Genomic DNA, 22,070 nt, shown 5'->3' on the forward strand with positions numbered 1-22,070 from the left:
CACCGTCACGGCGCTGCCTTCGATATGGGTCGGGGTCGCATCGAGATCGGCAAAGCCCGGCGCATCGTTCAACGGTGCGATGTTGAAGGTCAGGGTATTGGGTGTGGTGTCGTAATCCTGGCCCATCGCGCCAGAATCGTCCTGGACGGAGAAGGTGAAGCTCGCCCCCGGAGATCCCGTATGATTGGCCGCCGGCGTGAAGACCAGATCGCTGATCTGTCCCGCGGGTATGGTAACGCCTGCGCTGACGGGTGCGCCGTCCAGGGTGAGCGTGCCATTTGTCGGCAGCGTGTCGATGCGAACCCCCTGGAGCGTGTCGCCGGTATCGGGGTCGGTGAAGCCGAACTCTGCCGCGGTGAAGGTGTGCGGCACGTCTTCATCAATGGCAATCGTGCGATCCGCCCCCGATGGCGCGTCATTCGTCGCCGTGATCGCCACGGCCAGGGTACCGCTGCCGGTCAACACGCCGCCACTGCCCTGCGCCCCGGTATTGCCGTCCGACACCCCATAAACAAGCGTGATCCCAGACGGAGGATTGTCCCCATCAAACGCGTAGGTCAGTCCACGTATTGCCTCGGTCACCAATGCGCTTGTGGCCGCGCTATCAAAGCTCAGGAGCAGCACGCCCTCAGAATTTTGGCTGACCGTACCGATGGCCGTTCCGTTCACGGTAAGTGGACCACCCTCAACCAGAGGAGCGAGCGTGCCGGTGCGACCAAAGATATCAGCATCGTTTGCACCACCATTCCGCACAACGGTAAAGGTCGCACCGTTCCAGGAGTTGAGCGCATCGGCGTCAAGTTCCGGGTCCGACAGAGCGACATCGACATCCAGGACGGACGGGCCGCCCCCTTCCTCATGGGTGATATCAGGGCTAGCCCCACCCAAATCGCTGAAAACTGGAGCTGAATTGGGGCTGAGCACCCCGAAATTGTTTCCAGTTCGCTGAGCCCCTTCGTTCAGCGTGAATTGAATCCTATTATCGGTTGCACTTCCACCGGTGTCATGGATGACCTGATAGCCTGTTGGCAGGCCGTTGGCGCCAGTCGTGACAACTTCGATCCGATAGTTACCAGCGGGCAAGGCACCGATATTGAAGGCGCCATCCGCGTCGGTCCGCAAGGTATAGACGGCGTTATCGCCGCCGGTTCCAAAATTGCCATCCGCACCGGCATGGGTAATCCGAATATCTGTATTACCCAGGCGCGGATCTGTTCCATCGATCTGATCATCCTGGTCGATATCTTCGTATAGTGTGCCAGCGATCCGGCTTAGTCCCGCAGCTTCTGTCAGACGATAGGTATTGGCGCCGGTACCGTCACCCGTCCGCTCACCCGTTGTGCCACCAGCGACGCCGGCCGTGGATCCCGCGAGGCTCGACTGGTCGCCATCAAGCGAGGTCCAAGTAAGAACCGCGTCTGTGCTTGTCGCAATGTTGGTATCATCAATGATATCAGCAGTGTAGGTGACCGTCACAGTGTCACCATCCGCAATCTCGTCGAAAGCGATGTTGAGTGTGGTCCCGTTGCTTGTATCAAGACCGCTTGCCCCGGTGATGCTAACAATTGTCAGATTTTGCAGATTGCTTCCGATGGTATCGGTGAGCAGCGTGTCATGGGCTATCTGCCCAGAGCTATTCTCGAACGTGATTTGATAGGTCGCGGTCGTCCCATCCGTAGAGACAACGGCCTTGTCGAGATTTGAAAGCGCGGGTTCCACGACGTGCAAGCTCACCGAATCTGACGCGACCAAAACAGCTGCGTCAGAGCGGATATCGACGTCTGAGGTCAACGTATCGCCGCCACCCGTGCCAGTCTCGTTCACAACGATCGTGTTGTATTCAAGAATGATGTATTCACCGTCGTCATCGTCATCAGAATTGACAATCCTGCCCAAATTGAATTCGGGGTTATCGCCATTGCCAAATGCACCTCCATCGGCATTCGCGATATCGTTTGAGTTGATGACAAAAGAGGGATCGGTGCCCGCAAGGTTGGATGCATTACCGGCCACCGCCAGCGAACCGCCCGTTAGCGTGGCTTTGTCGGAGGTCAGACCGCCACCGGACAGAAAGGCTATCGTGGCGGTGCCATCGTTTAGAAATTGCAGCCCGTCCGGAATATCAGGCGTAACGATGAAATCATCTGTTGTTGATTCCGGGATCTGTACAACCATGCGATAGCGAACAATCTCGCCCACAGTTGCGTCTGTGCCGTTAGAGGTCTCGGACGTTTGGTCGACCGTCAACACCGGTTCGCTAAGCAGAATTGTGACACCGCCATCGTCGCTATCAGTGTAATCATTTTTCCCGCCGGAGCCGTCACGCTCATTGTCGACGGTTGTTTGACTGCCCGCGATGTCAGAATTTGACGTTCCGGACAGTGAAGACCAAGCGATATCAGCTTGACTGGTGATCTGATCGCCTAGAGCAACAGTGGAATTGACCTGGGTTTTAAAAGTGAAGGTGCTGGTCTGTCCGGGTGTCAGACTGGACCAGTTACCCGTGATCGTGCCGCCCGACTCTGTCAGGTTTGCCGGTGTTTCGCCTGCCGTCGACATGAGGCTGGCGGCCACATAGCTCGTTCCGGCTGGGATCGCATTGGTGAGGTCTACGCCATAGGCCGTCGCGCCAGATGCTGCATCCGCTGTGACGACAACCGTCCAGATGATTACATCCTGGGCGTCGGCTTCGGAGACGTCCGGGGTAACGGTGACCGCGACAGTCGGCTCACGGACAGTAACTTCGGGACCAGAAATGTTTTGCGTTTCATCAGCTGTGCTATATCGAACCGCACCGCCAAGCTCGTCACCCACATCGTTTTGCGCATCGTTTGTAACAACCGCATCATAGCGAATAGTTATCGTTTCGGCCGTGCTGTTATCAGTATTGGTGTTGGTCAGCGTGCCGAAATCTAGCGTCACGCGGCGGCTTTCGGCTTCACTTCCACCTGATCCACCATTCGAGAAGGTTGCATTCGACGCAACATTACCAAACCCACCGGCAACATCGGTGGCAAGTCCGGCACTGGCAATGATCGTGATATTCGTGGCATCCAGAAATGCCAGCCCCTCTGCCAAAGTATCGCGGAATTCGGCACTGCTTGATGTGCCTTCGGGTACTGTAACGACCGCCTCATAGGTCACGACTTCCCCAATGACAGTGTCTTGACCGGTTGTGCCGCCTTCAGAGGTGTTGATGATCGTCTTGGTGACAGATGCCCCATCAATGCTGACCGTTGCATCGTCGCTCAGGTCGGTGACCGTGTGGTCGGCTCCACCTTCCTTGCCGGCAAAATTGATCAGTTTGGCGGTGGAGGTGAACGCACCGTTTGCCTCTGCCGCCGTTTCAACCTCGAGATCATAGGTGATGATCAAAACATTCTCACCGTTGGAGGGGTCCGCTTCAGCCAAAGCGCCGGTGGCACCGTCCTGCAGGCGAATGCCCGTAGGAGTGAAGAGTGCAGTATCAGGATTGGCCGTCTCAATCGCAATTCCCGTTCCTGCGCCATTCACGACGCGCAGATTGATCCCGCCCGTGGGTACCTTAAAACCGGATGGCAACTGGTCCTCAGCCACGGTGACATCAAATGCACCATTGGAGCTGGAGCCGGTATTTTCCACAACAATAGCGAAACGCACCAGATCCCCCGCATCCACACCGCTCAGGTCGGAATCGAGATTGAGCGAACCCAGGTTTGTAGAATTTACAGATGTTGTCAGGGGATTGGGATCGGTATTGCCTGCAATCTTTACACCGCTCGGCGTGCCGCCCACATAGCTTTCGCCGATGGTGTTGGCATCGACCGCCACGACACCTTTGGTGATGGAGACAATGTTTGGTTGTTGGAGGGTGATCGCAGTGATCTGGTTTGTGATCGCGACGCTGCCTGCGGTGTTGGTGTTGCTCTCCTCCCCCAGCAGGGTCAATTTCAGCCCGTCGGCAAAAGGTTGATCATTCACCCTGACCGTGAACAATAGGTCGATCACCTCACTGTTGTTGGCCGCATCATCAAGGTCCCCGAATTCAAACTGAACAAAGTTGGACCCTGTATTGGTGCTCACATCACTGTTGGAGAGGGCAGCGGTGGTTTTGATGGTATTGCCTGCATCGGGCCCGTAACTGAATTTGCCGACAACTGGAATGGAATTATCAGTATCTTCGGTGAAGGCGTCACCGTTGCTGCCATCGGCATCGATATCGTTCACCGAGAATACCGGTAGCGGCAGATAAGCCTTGGTCGTGAAATCCTTGAAATCGCCGCTGACCAGATCGTAGCGCAAGCGGACGGTGACATCATCACCAGGGCGCACATCAGACAAGGTACCAGACGTTGATCCGTTGATTGCGTAGATGGATATTTCAAGATCCGCCGATGGCAACAACACGGAGGTTCCCGCGCTGTCATCTAGGGTCTCTGATCCGTATTGCGTCAAGTTGGGTTGAAGGTTTTCGGCAGTGACGGAGGCACCGCTGGTCAACGTGTCATTCTGCTTCAGGAAGTTATCGGAGCCGCCAGCTGGATCTGCATATCTGTCTTGAATGGTCGCTTCATAGACGATCTGGACAGACGTACCGCCCAGAGTATCCGCATCGAAAAAACCGCCTTCCAGGCGGGTTTGCGTTATCGCTGAGTCGATTGCTGCGGACACGTCGAATACCAATGTCTCACTATAGTCTGACCCGGTATTCTCATCATGTGTGAAGTGGGTGCCCTCAACCAGCGTCACTGTCTGCAACGCGCCGCCTTGGTTGCGAAAGGTCAGGACCGGAGACACGCCGCTATGAAAGTTCTGACCATCCGATATGTTATCGGTGATGACAATGTTGTCGCCCGCAAAGAAGTCAGAGACGTCAAGGTTCAACGTGTAACGCAACTGATCGCCTACACTGTTCTGACCATCCGTTGCGTTGGTTACAGATTTCTCAAGGTCAAAGGCTTTCGCAACAAAATTATCTGCCGAATGCTGCGTATCGATGGTGGCCGAACCGTCATTTGTATCCTGCGGAATCCATGTTCCCGTGATCCGGACGCTGTCGGTCATATCGATAAGGCGGTCATTGCCCGTCACTGGGTCCAACACCTTCGCCGCGGTCTGATCATCTTCGGCCACATAGAAATTGATCACTACGGTCTGGCTACCGGAGAGGTTAGCAAAACTGGCGACAACGATGTCATCGCTATCTGTCCCGCCATTATCCTGCGCCGGTGGCGGCGAAAACGTCGCTCCCGCCGCCGATGCGCTGACATAAACCAGTTCCTGCGGCAGGGTGAAAGCGATGTCTGCATTCGTTAACGTCTGACCAGGAGCGACATCGACCGTCACGGTCATGGAGCGCACGTGATTTGGCCCGGTCGCCGTATCGTCACCGGGGTGGCTGAAGTCGGTCTCAACGGTGTAGAGTTGAGGTGAAACACTGACAACTTGGGTGTTGCTGGCCTCGAATGTGGCCGACTGGATCGGTGGATCAGTGTCGGGGTCATCGACTGCGGTATTGCCAAGGGCAAACCCAGCATTGGTAACGATATTCAATGGCTGACCCAGATCAGCATTTTCACTCATGCTGGCTGTGACCAGAATATTGGCTGCTGGCTGGTCGGGTGTGTAGCTGCCAAATGGCAGGCTGAGCACATAAAGCGTATCCCCGGCTTTCAACCCCAGATCCGCATTGATCGTAATCGCCTCTTCGGTGATTGGATGGGTGACTTGCAGGCCGCCAAAGCCGTCATCCACGATAATCGCGCTTTGTGTTTCCACAGGCTGGCCAAAATAGGTCGCCGTATCAAGGGTGACGCCATCTGGTGGCGCCGTAAATGCCTCGGTCGTGGAATCGTAAACGCCATCTGTGCCAGCGGTCGGGATGATCAGATTTACATAAGGTGCAAAGCCGGTGTCGGTGGATGATGCGTTTTCAAAGCTCAAGGTGAAGGTAAACGGCTCACCGATCAAAGGATCATCAATGTTTTGAATTGTGGATTGCGGCTCAGCAGCCAGCACCCCTCCAAATGCTATCATGTCGTCAGCATCGACAACCGTCATTGCTTCGATCTGACCGGTGGAGAATTCCAGATCCCAATCGCCGCCCAACCCTTCAGCACCGGTAAGGTCGGTTGAGGCTGCAATCTCGGCGCCCGTCGCTTCGGACAGATCAAACATAAGAGACTTTCCGACGTCACTTTCGGCAAGATCACAGCCGTAAAAGAGGATGTCGGCAGACTGGGTCAGGTGATCCGACCATGCTTCGAACTTGGCCTGAAGGTCGTCAAACGTGGTTCCATCGACCAGGGTATTGCCAAGCCTGACCGCACCATCATCGGCATGGGTGATAATATGCAAGGAGGAGACGGGATCAGCCTGTTCGAGCGCAGCGCCAATCTGGGACAGTCCGTCCTTTGCCGGGTCAAGCCACACTACATCATACTGAGATGTATCGACTTCCGCCAGGATGACATCGGCGCCCTCCAGCCGCTGATCGATAAAGACAAGCTGGGCTGCATCGAACTGTTTTTGGGGTGAAACACCGACCTCCCCCTGATCGTTGGTGCGATCTGCCAGTGCCGCGTCGCGTCCCCCATGTGTTACCGCCAAGGTCTGGTCATCTGCGGCTGTTGCCTGATCGAAACCGGCAACCATGGCACCATCAAAAACCAACCGCGGCTCAAGCAACAGCATCTGGGATGTCATCGTGTTGCGTGTCGCCTGAGACGTTGCAGCGGTCCGAGTGCGTTTGATCATTAAGACGTCCTACCTTTGCGATGGGCCAAAGCGACCACATGAGGTCCGACGACACAATTTGCGCCAAAGTTCTAAGAATATCTTACATCTGTGAAATTTTAGGCAGCTGGCACACGCAAAAGGAAACTGGCACCAGAACCCTTGCGAAGGTATCAGTGCCCGCGCAACAGATATGCATGAAGCTCACTGCCTGACACCACATTGGGTGCCCCATGCCAGTAAGCCCGTATTGGGTTCAAGTCTGTGAAATATCGCAAAACACGATCTCACTTGGGAGGGACATGCGGTGGGTCAAGGTCCTTGGGGGCCCGGCGCAATTCGCTATTTCCTGATCTTGTCCCACCCGGCCCCAAGACTGCCATCACGCGCGAATTGGCGGTTTCGGCTTGGCGAACCGCGGCCCTAAAAGTCGGATTGCTGGAGGTAGGTGACCGCCGCCCCAACCACCGAAGCGAAGGGCTGATCAATATCGATGACACAGCCAGCTTCGTCGGCCTCCAACGCTTCCAGCGTGGCGAATTGGCTGTTAAGCAAGGCAACAGGCATGAAATGCCCTTCGCGGGCGGACATCCGGCCTTCGATCACGTTCCGGGAACCGGCCAGATGAAGAAAAGCCACGGGCCCCTCGCTGGCTGCACGAATGCGGTCCCGATAGGCGCGACGCAGGGCGGAACATCCGATAAGGCCGCCATCCGACTGTTGTGCAAGAGTTGCGCCGACCTGATCGAGCCAAGGTGCGCGATCTTCGTCCGTCAAGGGGATACCACCGCTCATTTTGGCTATATTGGCAGGCGGGTGCAGATCGTCGCCATCCAGATAGATCGTGCCCAATCGCTTGGCGACCGACGCCCCGACAGAGGACTTTCCGCTGCCCGCAACCCCCATGATCACAGCACGCATGGCTTACAAGGATACCGTGATGCCGCCATCCACATACAGCGTGTGGCCATTCACAAAACTCGATCCTGGTGAGGCGAGGAAGACGCACGCGCCCACAAGCTCGTCGACCTTGCCCCACCGGCCCGCCGGTGTGCGCTTTTCCAACCAAGTGGTGAATTCCGGGTCATCAACCAGCGCCTTGTTCAGCGGCGTATCAAAATAGCCTGGCGCAATGGCGTTGCATTGCAACCCGTGCTTGGCCCAATCGGTCGCCATGCCCTTGGTCAGGTTAGCGACCGCGCCTTTTGTAGCGGTGTAGGGTGCTATCGACGGGCGGGCCAATGCCGCCTGCACCGATGCGATATTGATCACCTTGCCCTGGCCCCGCCCGATCATATGTCGGGCAACCGCCTGTCCCACGTGAAAAACGCTGGCGACGTTGGTTTGAAGCAGCTTTTCGAACGCATCGGCCGGGAAATTCTCCAACTCGGTGCGGTGCTGCATGCCCGCATTGTTCACCAATATATCCAACGCACCGGTCTGGGCTTCAAAACCATCCACTGCATCGCGAACAGCATCATGATCCGTCACATCAAAGGCCAACCGATGAACCGAACCATGGGAGGCCAGTGTTTTTGCGGCCTCATCCAGTTTGCCGGTATCCCGCCCGTTCAGCACGATCTCGGCCCCGGCATCTAGCAAACCACGGGCCAGAGCAAACCCAATCCCCTGCGACGATCCCGTCACCAACGCGCGCTGACCGGTCAGGTCGAAAAGAGGGTTTGCCGTGGCCATCATCAAGGTCCTTTTGTCTCGACACCGCTATTTCCCCACGTATGTTACCGATAACATGGGCCGTCAAGGGCTCGATTTCACTGGCCCGGAGAGCATCATGAAATCCATTGTCATCCACGCAGCCCATGACCTGCGCATTGAGGAACACGCCGTGAAAACGCCTGGGGCCGGCGAAGCTCAGATCAGCCTTGCGACCGGCGGCATCTGCGGGTCGGACCTGCATTACTACAATCATGGCGGGTTCGGGGCGATCCGCCTGAAGGAGCCCATGGTGCTGGGTCACGAAGTTTCGGGCCATGTGACCGCCTTGGGTAAGGGTGTGACCGGGCTGAACCTTGGTCAGCTTGTTGCCATATCCCCCTCCCGCCCCTGCAATACCTGCATGTATTGCCTGGAAGGCAAGCAAAACCAGTGCCTCAACATGCGGTTCTATGGATCGGCCATGCCATTCCCCCATGTCCAGGGCGCGTTTCAACAGGTTTTGGTGGCGCAGGCGAGCCAATGCGTGCCCGCGGATGGGCTGACCGCAGGAGAGGCCGCCATGGCCGAACCCCTGGCCGTTTGCCTTCATGCCGCGCGCCAGGCCGGAGAACTACTGGGCAAGTCGGTGTTGGTAACGGGATGCGGCCCGATTGGTGTTTTGGCCATTTTGGCAGCCCGGCGCGCGGGTGCTGCCCGGATCGTGGCCACCGATTTGTCCGACTTTACCCTGGACCTTGCCCACAAACTCGGAGCCGATCAGGTCATCAACATGGCCAATGACGCCAATGGCCTTGCGCCCTTTACGCAAAACAAGGGCACGTTTGATGTGCTATTCGAATGCTCGGGCGCTGTCCCAGCCTTGACCGCCGGTATCCACGCCATGCGGCCCGGGGGCATCATCGTTCAACTCGGGCTGGGTGGCGATATGAGCCTGCCGATGATGGCCATCACCGCGAAGGAATTGGAATTACGCGGCTCCTTCCGCTTCCATTCCGAATTCGCAACCGGTGTTGGGCTGATGCAAAGGGGCTTGATCGACGTCAAACCGCTGATCACCCAGACTTTGCCGATGGATCAGGCGGTTGAAGCATTTGAACTTGCCAGCGACCGCAGTAAAGCCATGAAGGCCCAGATCGCCTTTGCAGATTGATGAGATCTCGCCAAAACCGGGGGAACTCCACACCGGTGGTACAGCAAGGAGCCAAAGCCGCACGCCCACCAGAACCCAGATCGCGGGACCACCTTTGGTCAGGCAAGGGTCGAAAGAAACCTGTCTTCGATCGGATTGCTGGGTGATCCAGCGCGTCCGATTGAGCCAAGGGGTCGGTGGAATTGCGGATGGTCAAAATCGAGAAAGACGAGTTTGCTGTCAAGGTATGACGCTGTCGTGGCGCGCGGCATGGTCGTGATCAGGTCACTCTCTGCGATGATCTCAAGAACGGATCGGATCGAGGCCGTTTCGCAAACGATGTGCATCGATTTGACACCAGAAGCGATCATGGCTGCCTCCGTCTGCTGCCGAAGCAGGCTACCGCGCGAATGTGCCAGCCAGACCTGTGCTTCCGGATCGGACGCCATAACCTGGTGGCGCACGGTCAAAGGATGATTTGTCCGACAAAGGATGCCAACGCGATCATCGATCAGTGGTTTGAAATCTAGACTGTCAGAGGGATCAGCGAGGCTTTGAGGGCCCAACACAATATCCACCTGCCCGCGCTCCAACATGGTTCGAAGCTCATGGAAAAGTCCCATGCGCATTTCAACGACGCAGTTCGGGTTTTCTCTGATGAACCGCGCCATGGCTCTGCTTAGAAACCGGCCGGCAACGATGGGTGGCAACCCAATCCTGAGTTCTCCCACGGCTCCCTGGGCAGACTGATCCGCCAGAATGCCAGCTTGTTCTTCCGCCAACCGAATGGCCTGTCCATTGTGCGCCAGTCGGAGAACCAATGCATTTGGCACCGATTTTCGTCTGTCGCTATTGAACAGGTTTGCCCCAAGCGCTGCTCAAGCGCTTTCATATTTCGACTGAGAGCAGGCTGGATCAATCCCAGCCGGTCGGCTGCCGCCTGGAACGAGCCTGCTTCGACAAGGACAGAGAGTTGCGCGAGGTGCTGGGGATCAAGTTTGATACCAATTCTTTATGCAAACCTTTGGTTGCTTGATTATATCGAATGCAACATCCTACTACGCTGTCTAAAGATCTTAGGAGGATGTCATGTTCCACTTTGGAAAAATCACATCGGCCGCTGTCATGCTGGCAACCGCCAGCGTCCTGCCTGGTGTTGGGACAGCGTAGATATGCAAAGGTGAAACTGCTGGCGCTGGTGATCCTGGTCACACGATGTTCGTGACCTTTGCTAACAAGGCAGGCAAAGCCGGAGTCGAGATACAGGTCAATGCAGGACAGACGCTCACCAAGTCCATGCTCAAGGGTGGGCGACAGGAGATCGACTTCTTCTCGGCCCTGCCATCGCTGGTCAATTCGATAAAAGATCAAAAATGCATGTATGAGAGCGTCGATGACGCCCCTGCTGGGATCCACTCCATCCTGGGTCTCAAAGCTGGAGCCTATCACCCGGTCACGCTGACCGGATCCGGTATCAAGAGCGGGGAAGACCTCAAGGGCGAAACAATTTTCAACGGACCGCCCGCCGGTTCGGCCTCTGCCACGTCCGAGGCGCTGATCAAGATCATCACCAACTATGAGGTAGGCAAAGATTACACCGCTGTTCGCCTGAGTTGAGGTGAAGGTTACGCCGCCCTTGCCGATAACAAGATCGACATGATGGTCCGCCCCACTGAAATCGGCTCATCAAAGATCGTGCAATTTGGCCTGTCAGGTGAATTTCGCGTGTTCTCCATCCCCGAGGCGATTGTGAGTTCCGAGGCGATGCAGGCCCCTTTTGGGTGCCCGGGCCGTGGCATGCTTCAATTTGATGGTGACATCTACAAAGGTCAGTTTACGGGTGGTGAGTTCACCGCCTTGGGCTTCACACAATTCGTCGGTACTCATTCGGGCGTGTCTGATGACGTTGTCTACAAAGCAACAAAGGCATTCTGGGAAAACCTGGAGGAGGTAAACGCAAGCGCCTTTTCCTTCAAAAGGTCTCTGCAGAAACCGCCTTTACGTCGATCAATGTGCCGCTGCATCCGGCGCGGCCAGGTATTACGACGAAGCTGGCATCGCAATTCCAGATGAACTGCCCCCCTGATCGCGACCGATGATGGCAGGATTGCTAAGGCGATCCTCCATCCCCGCACCGGCAATCGGATATGGATGCAATGACAGGCAGACACAACCCCTGGTGGAATGGCCAAGCTGTCTGTGATCCTGTCCGCCTTGGCGTGTTTCGGCCTTGGTGCGATTGCCATCTACATCTGGCATCGGTCTGGTCTAGTCCAAGCTCCACAGACCTGCCGGATCTGCGCTGGCTTTAATCGCAAGCGCCTTTGCAGCGCGGGCCAAGAGAGACACCGCCGGTCCCGTCACAGGCGCGCGCAGTACCATCCATCTCCTTTCGGATTTGGTCATGATTGCTGCTGGGCTTTGGGCAATTTGGTCTTTTTACTTTGTTCAGACGCAGATGGAGATCGCTCTTTATGACGTAACCCAGGCCGATACTTGGCTAGCACTGGCTGGGCTCATCATCTTTTTGGAGCTTTGCCGCAGGTTGGGGGGTGGGGATTGTTTGTGTTAGGGGCGTTCGGTGTCGTTTACCTGCGCTAAGGTCAGGACCTGCCCGGCATCATGGCTCACATGGGCTTCTCGCTTAAAGAAGTCGCCGAAGGGCTTTGGTAAAACACCAACAAAGGCGTCTTTGGGTCGATCACCAATATCGTCCTGCCCACCGTCTTTATTTTCATCATCTTCGGCGTTCTGTTGGAGGGGACCGGCGCAGGCCACACGCTTCTGAAGTCTGCAGTTCTCGCCACCCGACGGACCCGCGGCGGCCCGGCCCACGCGGCCATACTGGCCTCTTCGATGTTCGGCACCATGTTAGGCTCAACGGTTGCAAACATCGTCGGGACGGGAACGTTCACGATCCCCATGATCAAGAAACGAGGCTTCTTTCCCACCTTCGCTGCGGGAATTGAGCCGACAGCATCCTCTGGCGGACAGATCATGCCGCCCATCATGGGGGCGGTGGCACTGGTTATGGCTGATCTTACCGGCGTTGGATATCTGGACATAATCGTGGCGGCACGATTTCAGGCGCTGTTCTCCTATTTCAGTCTGTTCACCGCCGTCACAGTAGAGGCAAGGCGTCAGGGCGTTGAAATTCAACCAATATCCGTGGACGATCACATTACCTGTGTCGATCTGATCAATTCGGTTCTGTTTCTCGGTCCAATCGCGACGATCATCAGATGCCTGGTGGCTGAATATTCAACCTGCGCCGCGGGCTTTTACGCCGTGATCGTGTTGCTGGCCCTCTCCCTCATCAATCCCAATATCAGATCTGACCCCTTTCGCATCTGGCGGTCCTTCCTGAAAGGTCGCAATCCGGCGCGACCCTTCTGATCGCTATTGCCGCCATCGGCGTCCCGGTCGGTTCGCTGGATTCCACAGGGCTCGGCCTGAAACTGGCCAATGTCATCGCGGCGGTCCGGGGGACAGCCTGTTCTCCGCCTTGTCGGCCTATGACCGCCGCAAGCTCACCATCGCGGAGGTCGTCGTTCGGTTTGTTGCGGCATTCGCGATGCTGGTCCCCAACGTTCTGATCCACCTTTCCGCCATCGCCACTGGGATGGCCCTGATCGCTTGGGATATCCGCGAAGCCAAACGACTATTTTAACGACGAAGGCCGCCACGTGATCAAATGCCCAAACTTTTTGTTCATCATCACGGACCAGCACCGGACCGATCACCTGGGCTGCGGCGGCAATCCGGTTGTGCGGGACCCGAACATCGACGGGATCGCGGCCACGGGCACAAGGTCGGACCGGTTCTATGTCGCCAACCCGATCTGCATGCCAAACCGCGCCTCGATCATGACGGGCCGGATTGCTCTGCCCATGGGGCCCGCCATAACGGGATTCCACTTTCGAAGGATCACACCGCCTTTGCGGAGTTGCTGCGCGACGCCAGATATCGGACTGGGTTAATCGGGAAATCCCACCTGCAAAGCTTCACCGGGTTGCCCGCAACCAGTACCTCCCAACCGGTCGACGGTCTGAGCGTTCCAAGCCCCCATCTTCGCGATGCCAAGCAAAACAATCGACACACGCCTGACTACGATTTGGAGAGCACAACAAGGTGGGATCGCCCGCTCGCCAAACGCATGCAAGGGCATTTCTACGGGTTTGACCATATCGAAATTGCCACCGATCATGCGGATCGCAACTCTGACGATTACCTTTCGTGGGCGCGAGAACAGCGCGCGGATTTCGATGATCTCGTCGGCCCGCGGAACGGTCTGCCCGACAAACGCATTGACGCCCCGAAGGCGTGGCGCATGGCCGACCCAGATGCGCTTTATTCAACAAACTGGATCGCAGATCGCAGTGCAGCCTGGCTGGTCGACTAGGCAGATGATGACGGGCCGTTCTTTCTGCAAATGTCATTTCCCGACCCGCATCATCCGTTCACACCACCTGGCAAATATTGTGACATGTGTGACCCGGGTGATATCGAACTCCCGGCCATGTTTGGTCAGGGCAACCTGCCTCCGATCAAGGGGTAATTCGGGTGCCTTTCATCTGGCACGATCCAACATCTTCGACCCGGGGGCAGATCGATACTGTTGTCGCTGCGCGAAGGCGAAGACTGGAACGAGCTTTACGACCTCACGTCTGATCCGGGCGAGGTCAAGAACCTAAACATCGAACGTGTCCACCGCCCATCGCTTGCGGCGCTTTGCTTTGATCGTCAGGCATGACCAGCGGCGAAGTTGCCTCCTGGTAGGCCGTTTCCGACAAGGTGCGCACGGCGTCCCCCACCTCGTCCAGGGTTTCGCGCGGCGGGGCGGCTCCGAACATCGTCGTCAAGGCGACGTCGAGGATGAACTACCCCATCTCGGCGTCCACGTCGAATGTGACCATATCCCCCCGCGCGGCGAGTGCCGCATCGAATGTCTCTGCCCGGGCAGATATGATGGCGGCGTAATCGGGCAGGTGACGCGTGGCAAAAACGGGCAGAACATGGCGCCGCCGCTCATGCCAGGCGGGCCCGTCGGCGGTCAGAACATTCTCCCCATTCCATTGCCGCAGGATCCGCATCAGCCGCTCGAACCGGATGAAATCAGCTGCCTGACGAGCCATGACCGCCTCGACATGGTCAGGGTGGAACAACAGCCACAGCCGGTAGGGGCCCAGTCGCAGCCGCTCCGCATCCCCATATCGCGCATGCATATTCTCATAAAAGCCAAGCGGATCGCGCCGTAACCGCAGCAAGTGATCCGTGCCGAATGTGGGGCTAAAGGGGGGGGGCTTTAGGCATGGCGGGCGTTGCTGCGTGCAAAGGGACGGCATATCAGGCTGATTGCGGCCAGCACTAGGTGCAGCACCGCCCCGATCAACGCGAACGGGAGGTTCACATGGCCCAGTGCCCAAGCCCAGGCGGCCGTGCCATTAGCGCAATAATCGCCATCCCTGTAGCTGGCCGCACCCGCTTGCGGGCGCAAGCTGAGCCCTGTCGCCCGTGCCTCCAACCAATGGGCGAGGCGCCTGATAAGGGGGCAGGTCGGATCAAACGACAGCTCTGCCGCGACCGGCACTCAGGGGCGCCAACGCGGCCACCATTCCCCGACATTGGCACAGTATTCCGGCCAGCCTTCCGGGAAACGCACCATTAAATCGTGGCGATGGTGCCAGCGGACCATCCCTTGAACAAAGATCCACGTCATCCCGGCCATCGCGGTTATCCAGACATTGCCAAGCAGGGCGCCCATCACGATCCAGGTGGCTGCGGTGCACAGCTGCATCGGATTGCAGACATAGACATAGATCCCCGCCCGCACCAGGCGGTCCGTCTGATCCAGCGGAATCGGCATTCCGTTCCCACGCAGTGCAAACATCTGCGCCCATGTTAGGCCAATCAGCTGGATCGGAGCCAAAACGGCAAAGGCCATCAGCAGAACCGGCACGGAGGTTGGAAGATCCGCCCAGTGCCCACCCATCGCGCGCATTACCAGTGCTGGGAGCAACACGAAGGCAAGCCACCCATAGCCAAACGCCAAAAGCGCGACACGGAGCCCAAGATGCCGGTCTTCTGCCGTCCAACGCGCAAGGAAAAGAGCGGGAACATGGGCCACCAGAAAAACGAGGAAAACACTCAACAGCCGGTTCGGCCCCGCCTCCACGAACGGTGGTAATGAAACGAAGAATGGCACATGCAATCCCCGACGATGAGGCCTGCGAGTACAAAGGGTTTGCACGCCGTGTGACAAGAAACAGAACCGGCCCGAACAGAAGTGCCCCGCCCATAAGGATGTCAGCCGGCATGTCGCCCAATATCAGCGCCTCGTCACCATAACGCCACCAGCCCATCCAAAGCGCCACTTGATGCATGACATAGACGGTGCCCAGTCCGTAGAGCCCACCAAAAAGCGCCCCGAGTGGCAGGGTAAGGAACGCCGGTTCGGCCCAGCGCCCCAAATCGACCGCTGCAAGCACAATGCGGAAGATCAAGACGCCGCCTGCCACCACACCAATCGTCAGGCAAAGCCAGACGCGGATCTTCACCCCGGCATCGTCATTTTTCGGGCCATCAAACATGCCCGGCAACGTAGGCTGGGTTTGGGTTGCATGCACGGGCAGACATCGCCGCAGTTCGGCGATGCCATGGCGGCCGTGCGTCGGGTCAACCGAAGATGCACATGGTTGGCCTCACAGGTGGTGTCAGCCGCAACCTCTTCGGGTGAAGGCAGCATTCAAAGTATCCAGGTCACGTCTTGCCGCGGCCCCGGTCAGATCTCCGGCAATGCTTTCAAAACCGCCGACAATCTGGTCTTCTTTGTCGTCCGACAGCACCAAGTCGATGGTTCCAAAGGTGCTGTCGAGGTCCGCGTCTGTCTTGACTTGGGTGACCCGTCCGATCTCGCGCGCCAGATCTGTGCAGCTCATGCGCGAAACCTGTGCCTGGGTCTTTTCGTTATCGGTGCAGGCACCAAGGGCGAGGCCCGCCGTGATTGATGCGATACAGATCGCGGTTTGCGTGATGTTCATCGTAGCTGTCTCTCTTGATTGGGTCTTCGATTGTGCGGGGCAGGGCCACCGGGGGTGACCTATTTCAACGGGTATTTCGGAATCCATACGGATGCGGCCACAAGCTGGTTCGGTTCAGGTCATGCGCTGGTCTAAACGGCCATCGCCGTAATCACCGGATTGCCGCCTGGGCGGCTGTCATGGTCATCAAAAATGGGGGCCAGGCGAAAACGGGCATCAGCCGGTCTGGCCCAGTAGTGGGGAAGGGTCGGGTCGTCACACGGGTCTCCTGATCAGTCGTGATGCGATCAGATGTGGCGCCGCTCTCCACCGATTTCGTCCAATCCCTTCGATCCGGACAGTGTTTTTCGATAACCGGTCGGCGTTTGGCCGGTCACCCGTTTGAACGCCGTGTAGAATGACGACCGTGCGTTGAAACCGACATCGTAGGTGATTGTCAGAACCGTCTCATCGGTTTGAACCAACATCTGCATGGCTTCGGCGATCCGGTAACCGTTGACGAAATCAAAAAAGGTCTCTCCAAGCGTGACGTTGAGGGTCTGGGAAATATGGTTCGGTGACGCCCCGATATGTCTGGCCAAGGACCAAAGCGATAGGTCGGGATCACGGTACAAATGATCGATCTCCATCGCCGCCCGCAGCTTGCGGGCAAGGCGTTCCGATCTTTCCGGCGGCAATGTCGATTTCTGGTATCTCTCCCCATCTCTTTCGGGCGTCCCTTCATCCGCGTCCGGCGGCGAAAGATCGGTGTCACTGTCGGGCACCAGGGCGGGCCGCTGGCGAAGGCCCCAGAGCGTGGCGGTGGCAAATAACACAAAGCCGACACCACTTGCTGCGGGGGAGGACAGGACCGCAGCCTGAGGCACGAAGACACTCCACAAATCCATGATCTGGGACAGCCAAAACAGAACCCCGAGCGCCCCGATCAGGTAGATCCAGCGCAGCTCGTGCTGCTCGGTGCTGGCATAGACGTCCCGTAATTGACGACGATAGCGCAGGAGGCGGCGGACAGTCAGGTAAAGGTAAACGGGCAACTGCACGTAAAACGCCAGGTTCAGCAGGGCCAGCATGACCAAGACGATCAAGGGCCACCCGGTGGGATCGGAACCCTCCTCAGAGACCAAGAAAACCAGGACATCTTGCGGCATAAGGGCCATGAGCAGCGCAACACATGCCGCAAGGGCGGGCAAGGCAAGATGGGCACAAAGATAGGGTGATCGCCTTGGCGCAGTTGATGTCAGCGTGACCACATACATCCAGAAAAACGGCGCCAGACAAAAACCGCCCACGAGCGAAATCATTGCCACTCCGGCCTCAAGATACGGGTCTTTGGCGGCGGCAATCGCACGCTCAAACGCCATCGGCACATTGTTCAAAGCGATGGCGACCAGGAACCAGGCCAAGCTGCGATAGATTGGCTGAAACTGTTGCCGCATCACGCAGAAAACGACCCCGAACACCGCGATTGCTAGCGTCGCAGTGCCGATCATATCCAGAATAGTCTCTGTCATGCCGCAACCTGTCCCAAATTGAACCGTGGGGCCAGTTGTCAAATGTCGGGGGCGCGTCGCAACGCCAATTTGTCAGGTATGGCGATCAGTGAATGTCGATTGAACGGCACCACGACCAACGGTGTTCCCGTCAACGATCTGCTGGACGTATATCGCCGGGCCAACCCGACCTGACACCTCAGATCAACTGCCCTCCATCCGAAAAACTTTGGAGATGGCCTTTTCAGCGGTGCGATAGGTGCGAAATCCCATCGCTTCGTAATAGGCCTGCCCTTCCAGGTTTGCCGCACCGATATAGGCCTCAATGTTTGTAATTGCGGCAGTCGCGGCCGCCGTTTTGCTGGCCTGAAACAGTCGGGCACCCACGCCCCGGCGCGCTGCGGACGGAGTAACATGGGTTCCGATGATCCCCCACCCAACCGGCGTGTCGAACCGATTGCCGATTGTGGCCCGCTTCAGCGATTGAAGGCCAAGGATGGAACCGTCAGGGCCTACGGCAACCGAACACAAGATCCCGTCAGGATTGACGATATAATTATTCAACGCGAAATCCGGATCGCCGGGAGAGGTTCGCTTACCCGCGGCCACAAGACTTTCTAGCATCGCGCTGACATCATCCGCATCGGTTGGAATGGCGCGAAGGATCGTTACCTCAGCTTCCAACAGTCTCGTCACTTTCAGCGTGAATGGCGTCAAGTGCGGCCTTGGCCACGGTGATATCCTGATCTCCACTGCCAGACCCGACACCGATACCACCCAAAAGATGGCCATCGATGCGGATGGGTAAGCCTCCGGGCAGGCCCGTGACGGATCCTTCGGTTGCCGCCGCAATTAATGGCTTGACCGCCTCAGGAATGATCAGCGTTGCGGCACCGATAGATGCCGCCGTCATGGCCTTTGCCCGCGCGCTTTTCAGGCTCAACGGTTTGGCGTCGGTCATCCGAAATTCCGCAAGCGTCAGGCAACTTACATCAACGATTACAATGCATTGCGGCTGCCCGATCTCTTCCGCCTTGGCCACCGCGGCCTGCAGCATGGTGAACACGGCCTCATGGGTCAGCATCAATGTGGAACGCACAAACGACATGGCAGGGCTTTCGATTTTGAAACGGTCCTGTTACCGGTATCACAATGAGTGGACGGAGGGGATATGGCTTTTTTTGAGGTGGTGGACCCGGCTTTCGGGGGCTTTGTCATGGGCAACGCGCCCGTCAAACAGCTTGCGACCGGGTTTGACTGGACCGAGGGGCCGGTATGGTTCGGCGATGCGAATTGCCTGCTGTTTTCGGACATTCCCAACAACCGGATCATGCGCTGGACACCGGGGGCAGGTATCAGCACGTATCGCGCGCCTTCAAATTACGCGAATGGACATACGCGGGATCGGGAAGGGCGGCTGATCTCGTGCGAGCACGGGATGCGGCGCGTCACCCGGACCGAACTGGATGGCAGCATCACCGTCATCGCCGATAGCTTTGACGGGAAGCGCCTGAATTCCCCCAATGATGTGGTCGTGAAATCGGACGGATCAATCTGGTTCACGGATCCCCATTACGGGATCATGACCAATTATGAAGGGTTCCAGTCAGAACAGGAATTGCCCTGCAATATGTACCGTGTGGGCCCCGACGGGCAGATGACAGTCGTGGTGGATGATGCGAATTGCCCGAACGGGCTTGCTTTTTCCCCCGATGAATCAAGGCTGTATGTTGTGGATACAGGCCGCATGTTTACTGATGACCCACAACACATTCGCGTTTTCGACGTCCAGGTTGACCATCTAACCGGGGGTGACGTGTTCCACATCATCAACCCAGGCTGCGCCGATGGCATCCGGGTCGATACCGACGGTAATCTGTGGTCCTCTGCCGCGGACGGGGTGCATTGCATCGCGCCTGATGGCCACCTGATGGGCAAGATTCTGGTGCCCGAACTGGTCTCGAACATCTGCTTTGGTGGGCGAGCCAAGCACCAACTTTTCATCACCGCCACCACAAGCGTTTATTCCGTGATTTTGAACCGTGAAGGGGTCCAACAACCGTGAGCAATTCCGAGATTGGCCTGATCGGCCTGGGCACCATGGGTGCCGCCCTGTCCTTGAATATTGCTGATAAAGGGTTTGATATCAGTGTGTTCAATCGAACAACCGCCCGCACGCACACCTTCATGGATCAAGCCGGTATACTGGCAAACAAGATTACCCCAGCCGAGACACTTGAGGATTTTGTAGCCTCCATCGCGGCCCCGCGCGCCATCATCATCATGGTGCCCGCCGGGGAGGCTGTGGATGCGCAGATCGCCGCCCTCAGACCGCTGCTTGGGTCAGGTGATCTGATCATCGATGCAGGCAACGCGAACTACAATGATACGGCCCGCCGCGCCGCCGAAGCCGATGCGGCCGGTGTTCCGTTTCTGGGTATCGGCGTGTCGGGTGGCGAGGAAGGCGCGCGGTTCGGACCGTCCATCATGGGAGGCGGGCCCAAGCCCGCCTGGGATCGGGTGAGCCACATTTTGGAGGCGATTGCAGCACGTTATGACGATACGCCCTGCGCCACCTGGATGGGCGAAGGGGGGTCGGGCCACTTTGTGAAGACCGTTCACAACGGGATCGAATATGCCGACATGCAGATGATAGCAGAGGTTTACGGCATTCTTCGCGATGGGATGGGCCGATCCGCGGCGGACTGTGCCGCTGTTTTCGAGCGATGGAACGAGGGGCCCCTGCAGTCTTATCTAATTGAAATATCAGGCAAAGTGTCCCGCGCGCATGACGCGAAATCCGGCAACCCGGTGCTGGACATCATCCTGGACCGCGCTGGCCAAAAGGGCACGGGGCGCTGGACGGTGATCGAGGCGCAACACCTGGGCGCCCCCGTTCCGGTGATCGAGGCGGCGGTGTCGGCGCGCAATATTTCTGCTCTTCTGGACGTGCGAAAAGAAGGGGAAGGGCTGTTCGGAGCCTCCCCACGGCCTGTCGATCTGGAACCAGATATTGTAGAGAGTGCGTTAATTGCAGGCAAGATCATGTGTTATGCTCAGGGTTTTGTATTGCTGGACCTGGCGGGTAGAGCCAATGACTGGGACCTGCCGATGCCCGATATCGCGCGGGTCTGGCGCGACGGATGCATCATCCGGTCAGCCATGCTCAATGACATGGCGCGTGCCCTGACCGAAGCCCCCGATCACAATCTGATGTTCGCCCCATACTTTGCCAAGATGATGGAGCAGAACGCGCCGCATCTACGACATGTGGTGACAACTGCGCTATCTCACGGCCTATCTGTGCCTGCGTTATCAGCCGCACTGACCTATTTCGACATGATGCGTACCGCCCGCGGGACGGCCAATATGATCCAGGCCCAGCGAGATTTCTTTGGCGCGCATTCCTTTGAACGGGTGGATGCCGAAGGCGCCCATCACGGCCCCTGGGGCGGCTGATATCGGCCGGCACAAATCCATGCACAAAGCATGCACATTCCATACATACGGCGTATGCATGTGGCACACGCTGCTGTAGGAGTTGATTGAGCTCAGTTAACCAGAGTTACATGCAAACGGGCGACTTTTTGCACTCAGTAGAGTGCTTTGTTGAGCATGACGATTGCGGGTTGCCCGGGGCGGAGCTTGGTACTGCCATACGCAAGCAACCAGCCATCTGTGCGTTCCAGACGAGCGACCACCTGAAGGGCGGAAGATGTCGGGCTGTCGGCTGGTGATGGCAGGGTAAATGCAAGGGTCGTTGATTTCCCGTTGCTCCTGACCATCAATCGATCCGCGCCATGTGGTGCATTATCCTGTTGGGCGGGATCGCTCAGGTAGATCTCGATCTGGCCCTTCGGAATGGTGGCGCCACCTTGGAATGTGACCGTACCGTCTATGCCATCCGCCGCGGCCACGGCTGGGTTGACGAGGGCCAGGAACGCGGCTGCCCCCACGGTCGATAAAACCATGCGACGATCCGGTGGCCTATGCATGTCGTGTCCCCCAATATGGTTGATG

The 22,070-nt window shown here is 57.5% G+C and carries 22 protein-coding genes and 1 pseudogene; 9 read left to right on the forward strand and 14 right to left on the reverse strand.

The window, feature by feature from the left end; all coding sequences use genetic code 11:
* The 3 genes from IU397_RS19460 to IU397_RS19470 form a co-directional block, all read right to left on the reverse strand.
* On the reverse strand, window positions 1–6,735 hold a 6,735-nt coding region (locus IU397_RS19460; protein WP_204416946.1), incomplete at its 3' end, for a DUF4347 domain-containing protein.
* Window positions 6,736–7,137: 402 nt separating this feature from the next.
* A complete protein-coding gene (locus IU397_RS19465; RefSeq protein WP_204416948.1) occupies window positions 7,138–7,635 on the reverse strand; it encodes a gluconokinase in 498 nt (165 codons plus the stop codon).
* A gap of 3 nt (window positions 7,636–7,638) precedes the next feature.
* Window positions 7,639–8,409 (reverse strand): SDR family oxidoreductase, encoded by a 771-nt coding sequence (locus IU397_RS19470; RefSeq protein ID WP_204416950.1) that lies wholly within the window; start codon window positions 8,407–8,409, stop codon window positions 7,639–7,641.
* A 97-nt stretch (window positions 8,410–8,506) separates the two neighbouring features.
* Here IU397_RS19470 and IU397_RS19475 point away from each other — a divergent pair, with 97 nt between their 5' ends.
* The gene (locus IU397_RS19475; protein WP_204416952.1) at window positions 8,507–9,541 is read left to right on the forward strand and encodes an L-idonate 5-dehydrogenase; all 1,035 of its coding nucleotides are present in this window, start codon (window positions 8,507–8,509) and stop codon (window positions 9,539–9,541) included.
* A gap of 98 nt (window positions 9,542–9,639) precedes the next feature.
* Here the strand turns inward: IU397_RS19475 and IU397_RS19480 are convergent, their stop codons facing one another.
* Window positions 9,640–10,251, reverse strand: coding sequence for a LysR family transcriptional regulator substrate-binding protein (locus IU397_RS19480; RefSeq protein WP_370541735.1), 612 nt, complete (start codon window positions 10,249–10,251; stop codon window positions 9,640–9,642).
* On the reverse strand, window positions 10,200–10,529 hold the full coding sequence (locus tag IU397_RS24005; protein WP_204417005.1) for a LysR family transcriptional regulator: 330 nt from the start codon (window positions 10,527–10,529) through the stop codon (window positions 10,200–10,202). The genes IU397_RS19480 and IU397_RS24005 overlap by 52 nt, the downstream gene beginning before the upstream one ends.
* Before the next feature lie 206 nt (window positions 10,530–10,735).
* Between IU397_RS24005 and IU397_RS19490 the strand changes: the two genes are divergently transcribed.
* Window positions 10,736–11,137 carry a hypothetical protein gene (locus IU397_RS19490; RefSeq protein ID WP_204416956.1) on the forward strand — a complete coding sequence of 134 codons (402 nt, stop codon included), beginning with the start codon at window positions 10,736–10,738 and terminating at the stop codon, window positions 11,135–11,137.
* 15 nt (window positions 11,138–11,152) lie between these two features.
* Window positions 11,153–11,593, forward strand: a pseudogene (locus IU397_RS19495) (TAXI family TRAP transporter solute-binding subunit); the annotation flags it as partial.
* 495 nt (window positions 11,594–12,088) lie between these two features.
* Here IU397_RS19495 and IU397_RS23435 read toward each other — a convergent pair.
* Window positions 12,089–12,355, reverse strand: a complete 267-nt coding sequence (locus IU397_RS23435) for a hypothetical protein (protein ID WP_239479929.1) — start codon at window positions 12,353–12,355, stop codon at window positions 12,089–12,091.
* Between IU397_RS23435 and IU397_RS19500 the strand changes: the two genes are divergently transcribed.
* The 4 genes from IU397_RS19500 (at window position 12,260) to IU397_RS19515 (ending at window position 13,922) form a co-directional block, all read left to right on the forward strand.
* On the forward strand, window positions 12,260–12,916 hold the full coding sequence (locus IU397_RS19500) for a TRAP transporter large permease subunit (protein WP_370541736.1): 657 nt from the start codon (window positions 12,260–12,262) through the stop codon (window positions 12,914–12,916). The two genes, IU397_RS23435 and IU397_RS19500, sit on opposite strands and share 96 nt — an antisense overlap.
* A gap of 109 nt (window positions 12,917–13,025) precedes the next feature.
* Entirely contained in the window at window positions 13,026–13,190 is a 165-nt protein-coding gene (locus tag IU397_RS19505) for a hypothetical protein (RefSeq protein ID WP_204416960.1), read from the forward strand.
* 16 nt (window positions 13,191–13,206) lie between these two features.
* Complete coding sequence (locus IU397_RS19510; protein ID WP_204416962.1) at window positions 13,207–13,500, forward strand: sulfatase-like hydrolase/transferase; 294 nt, start codon at window positions 13,207–13,209, stop codon at window positions 13,498–13,500.
* Window positions 13,501–13,634: 134 nt separating this feature from the next.
* Entirely contained in the window at window positions 13,635–13,922 is a 288-nt protein-coding gene (locus IU397_RS19515) for a hypothetical protein (RefSeq protein WP_204416964.1), read from the forward strand.
* Between the two features lie 478 nt (window positions 13,923–14,400).
* On the opposite strand, the gene IU397_RS19520 is transcribed toward IU397_RS19515, so the two are convergent.
* The 7 genes from IU397_RS19520 to IU397_RS19550 form a co-directional block, all read right to left on the reverse strand.
* Window positions 14,401–14,865: a cytochrome P450 gene (locus IU397_RS19520; RefSeq protein WP_255569831.1), complete on the reverse strand. Its 465-nt coding sequence runs from the start codon at window positions 14,863–14,865 to the stop codon at window positions 14,401–14,403.
* On the reverse strand, window positions 14,826–15,110 hold the full coding sequence (locus IU397_RS19525) for a hypothetical protein (RefSeq protein WP_204416967.1): 285 nt from the start codon (window positions 15,108–15,110) through the stop codon (window positions 14,826–14,828). Before IU397_RS19525 ends, IU397_RS19520 begins: the two co-directional genes overlap by 40 nt.
* Window positions 15,111–15,725 carry an isoprenylcysteine carboxylmethyltransferase family protein gene (locus tag IU397_RS19530; RefSeq protein ID WP_204416969.1) on the reverse strand — a complete coding sequence of 205 codons (615 nt, stop codon included), beginning with the start codon at window positions 15,723–15,725 and terminating at the stop codon, window positions 15,111–15,113.
* A gap of 508 nt (window positions 15,726–16,233) precedes the next feature.
* Entirely contained in the window at window positions 16,234–16,560 is a 327-nt protein-coding gene (locus IU397_RS19535; RefSeq protein WP_204416971.1) for a hypothetical protein, read from the reverse strand.
* Window positions 16,561–16,847: 287 nt separating this feature from the next.
* Window positions 16,848–18,071: an AraC family transcriptional regulator gene (locus tag IU397_RS19540; protein WP_204416973.1), complete on the reverse strand. Its 1,224-nt coding sequence runs from the start codon at window positions 18,069–18,071 to the stop codon at window positions 16,848–16,850.
* Between the two features lie 183 nt (window positions 18,072–18,254).
* Window positions 18,255–18,734: a GNAT family N-acetyltransferase gene (locus tag IU397_RS19545; RefSeq protein WP_239479930.1), complete on the reverse strand. Its 480-nt coding sequence runs from the start codon at window positions 18,732–18,734 to the stop codon at window positions 18,255–18,257.
* Window positions 18,724–19,158, reverse strand: a complete 435-nt coding sequence (locus IU397_RS19550; protein WP_204416977.1) for a heme-binding protein — start codon at window positions 19,156–19,158, stop codon at window positions 18,724–18,726. The genes IU397_RS19545 and IU397_RS19550 overlap by 11 nt, the downstream gene beginning before the upstream one ends.
* Window positions 19,159–19,221: 63 nt before the next feature.
* Between IU397_RS19550 and IU397_RS19555 the strand changes: the two genes are divergently transcribed.
* Window positions 19,222–20,115: an SMP-30/gluconolactonase/LRE family protein gene (locus IU397_RS19555; RefSeq protein ID WP_204416979.1), complete on the forward strand. Its 894-nt coding sequence runs from the start codon at window positions 19,222–19,224 to the stop codon at window positions 20,113–20,115.
* Complete coding sequence (gene gndA, locus IU397_RS19560; protein WP_204416981.1) at window positions 20,112–21,509, forward strand: NADP-dependent phosphogluconate dehydrogenase; 1,398 nt, start codon at window positions 20,112–20,114, stop codon at window positions 21,507–21,509. Before IU397_RS19555 ends, gndA begins: the two co-directional genes overlap by 4 nt.
* A gap of 134 nt (window positions 21,510–21,643) precedes the next feature.
* Here the strand turns inward: gndA and IU397_RS19565 are convergent, their stop codons facing one another.
* On the reverse strand, window positions 21,644–22,021 hold the full coding sequence (locus tag IU397_RS19565; RefSeq protein ID WP_204416983.1) for a hypothetical protein: 378 nt from the start codon (window positions 22,019–22,021) through the stop codon (window positions 21,644–21,646).
* Window positions 22,022–22,070 lie beyond the last annotated feature (49 nt).

The organism is Actibacterium sp. 188UL27-1, assembly GCF_016901225.1.
Taxonomy (GTDB): Bacteria; Pseudomonadota; Alphaproteobacteria; order Rhodobacterales; family Rhodobacteraceae; genus 188UL27-1.

Excerpts from the sequence above, each read along its gene's own strand:
- IU397_RS19565 (WP_204416983.1), bottom strand. The coding sequence starts at position 22,021 with ATGGTTTTATCGACCGTGGGGGCAGCCGCGTTCCTGGCCCTCGTCAAC.
- IU397_RS19550 (WP_204416977.1), bottom strand. The coding sequence starts at position 19,158 with ATGTCGTTTGTGCGTTCCACATTGATGCTGACCCATGAGGCCGTGTTC.
- IU397_RS19470 (WP_204416950.1), bottom strand. The coding sequence starts at position 8,409 with ATGGCCACGGCAAACCCTCTTTTCGACCTGACCGGTCAGCGCGCGTTG.
- IU397_RS19490 (WP_204416956.1), top strand. The coding sequence starts at position 10,736 with ATGTTCGTGACCTTTGCTAACAAGGCAGGCAAAGCCGGAGTCGAGATA.
- IU397_RS19555 (WP_204416979.1), top strand. The coding sequence starts at position 19,222 with ATGGCTTTTTTTGAGGTGGTGGACCCGGCTTTCGGGGGCTTTGTCATG.
- IU397_RS19520 (WP_255569831.1), bottom strand. The coding sequence starts at position 14,865 with ATGCCGTCCCTTTGCACGCAGCAACGCCCGCCATGCCTAAAGCCCCCC.
- IU397_RS19475 (WP_204416952.1), top strand. The coding sequence starts at position 8,507 with ATGAAATCCATTGTCATCCACGCAGCCCATGACCTGCGCATTGAGGAA.
- IU397_RS19465 (WP_204416948.1), bottom strand. The coding sequence starts at position 7,635 with ATGCGTGCTGTGATCATGGGGGTTGCGGGCAGCGGAAAGTCCTCTGTC.
- IU397_RS19535 (WP_204416971.1), bottom strand. The coding sequence starts at position 16,560 with ATGAACATCACGCAAACCGCGATCTGTATCGCATCAATCACGGCGGGC.
- IU397_RS19540 (WP_204416973.1), bottom strand. The coding sequence starts at position 18,071 with ATGACAGAGACTATTCTGGATATGATCGGCACTGCGACGCTAGCAATC.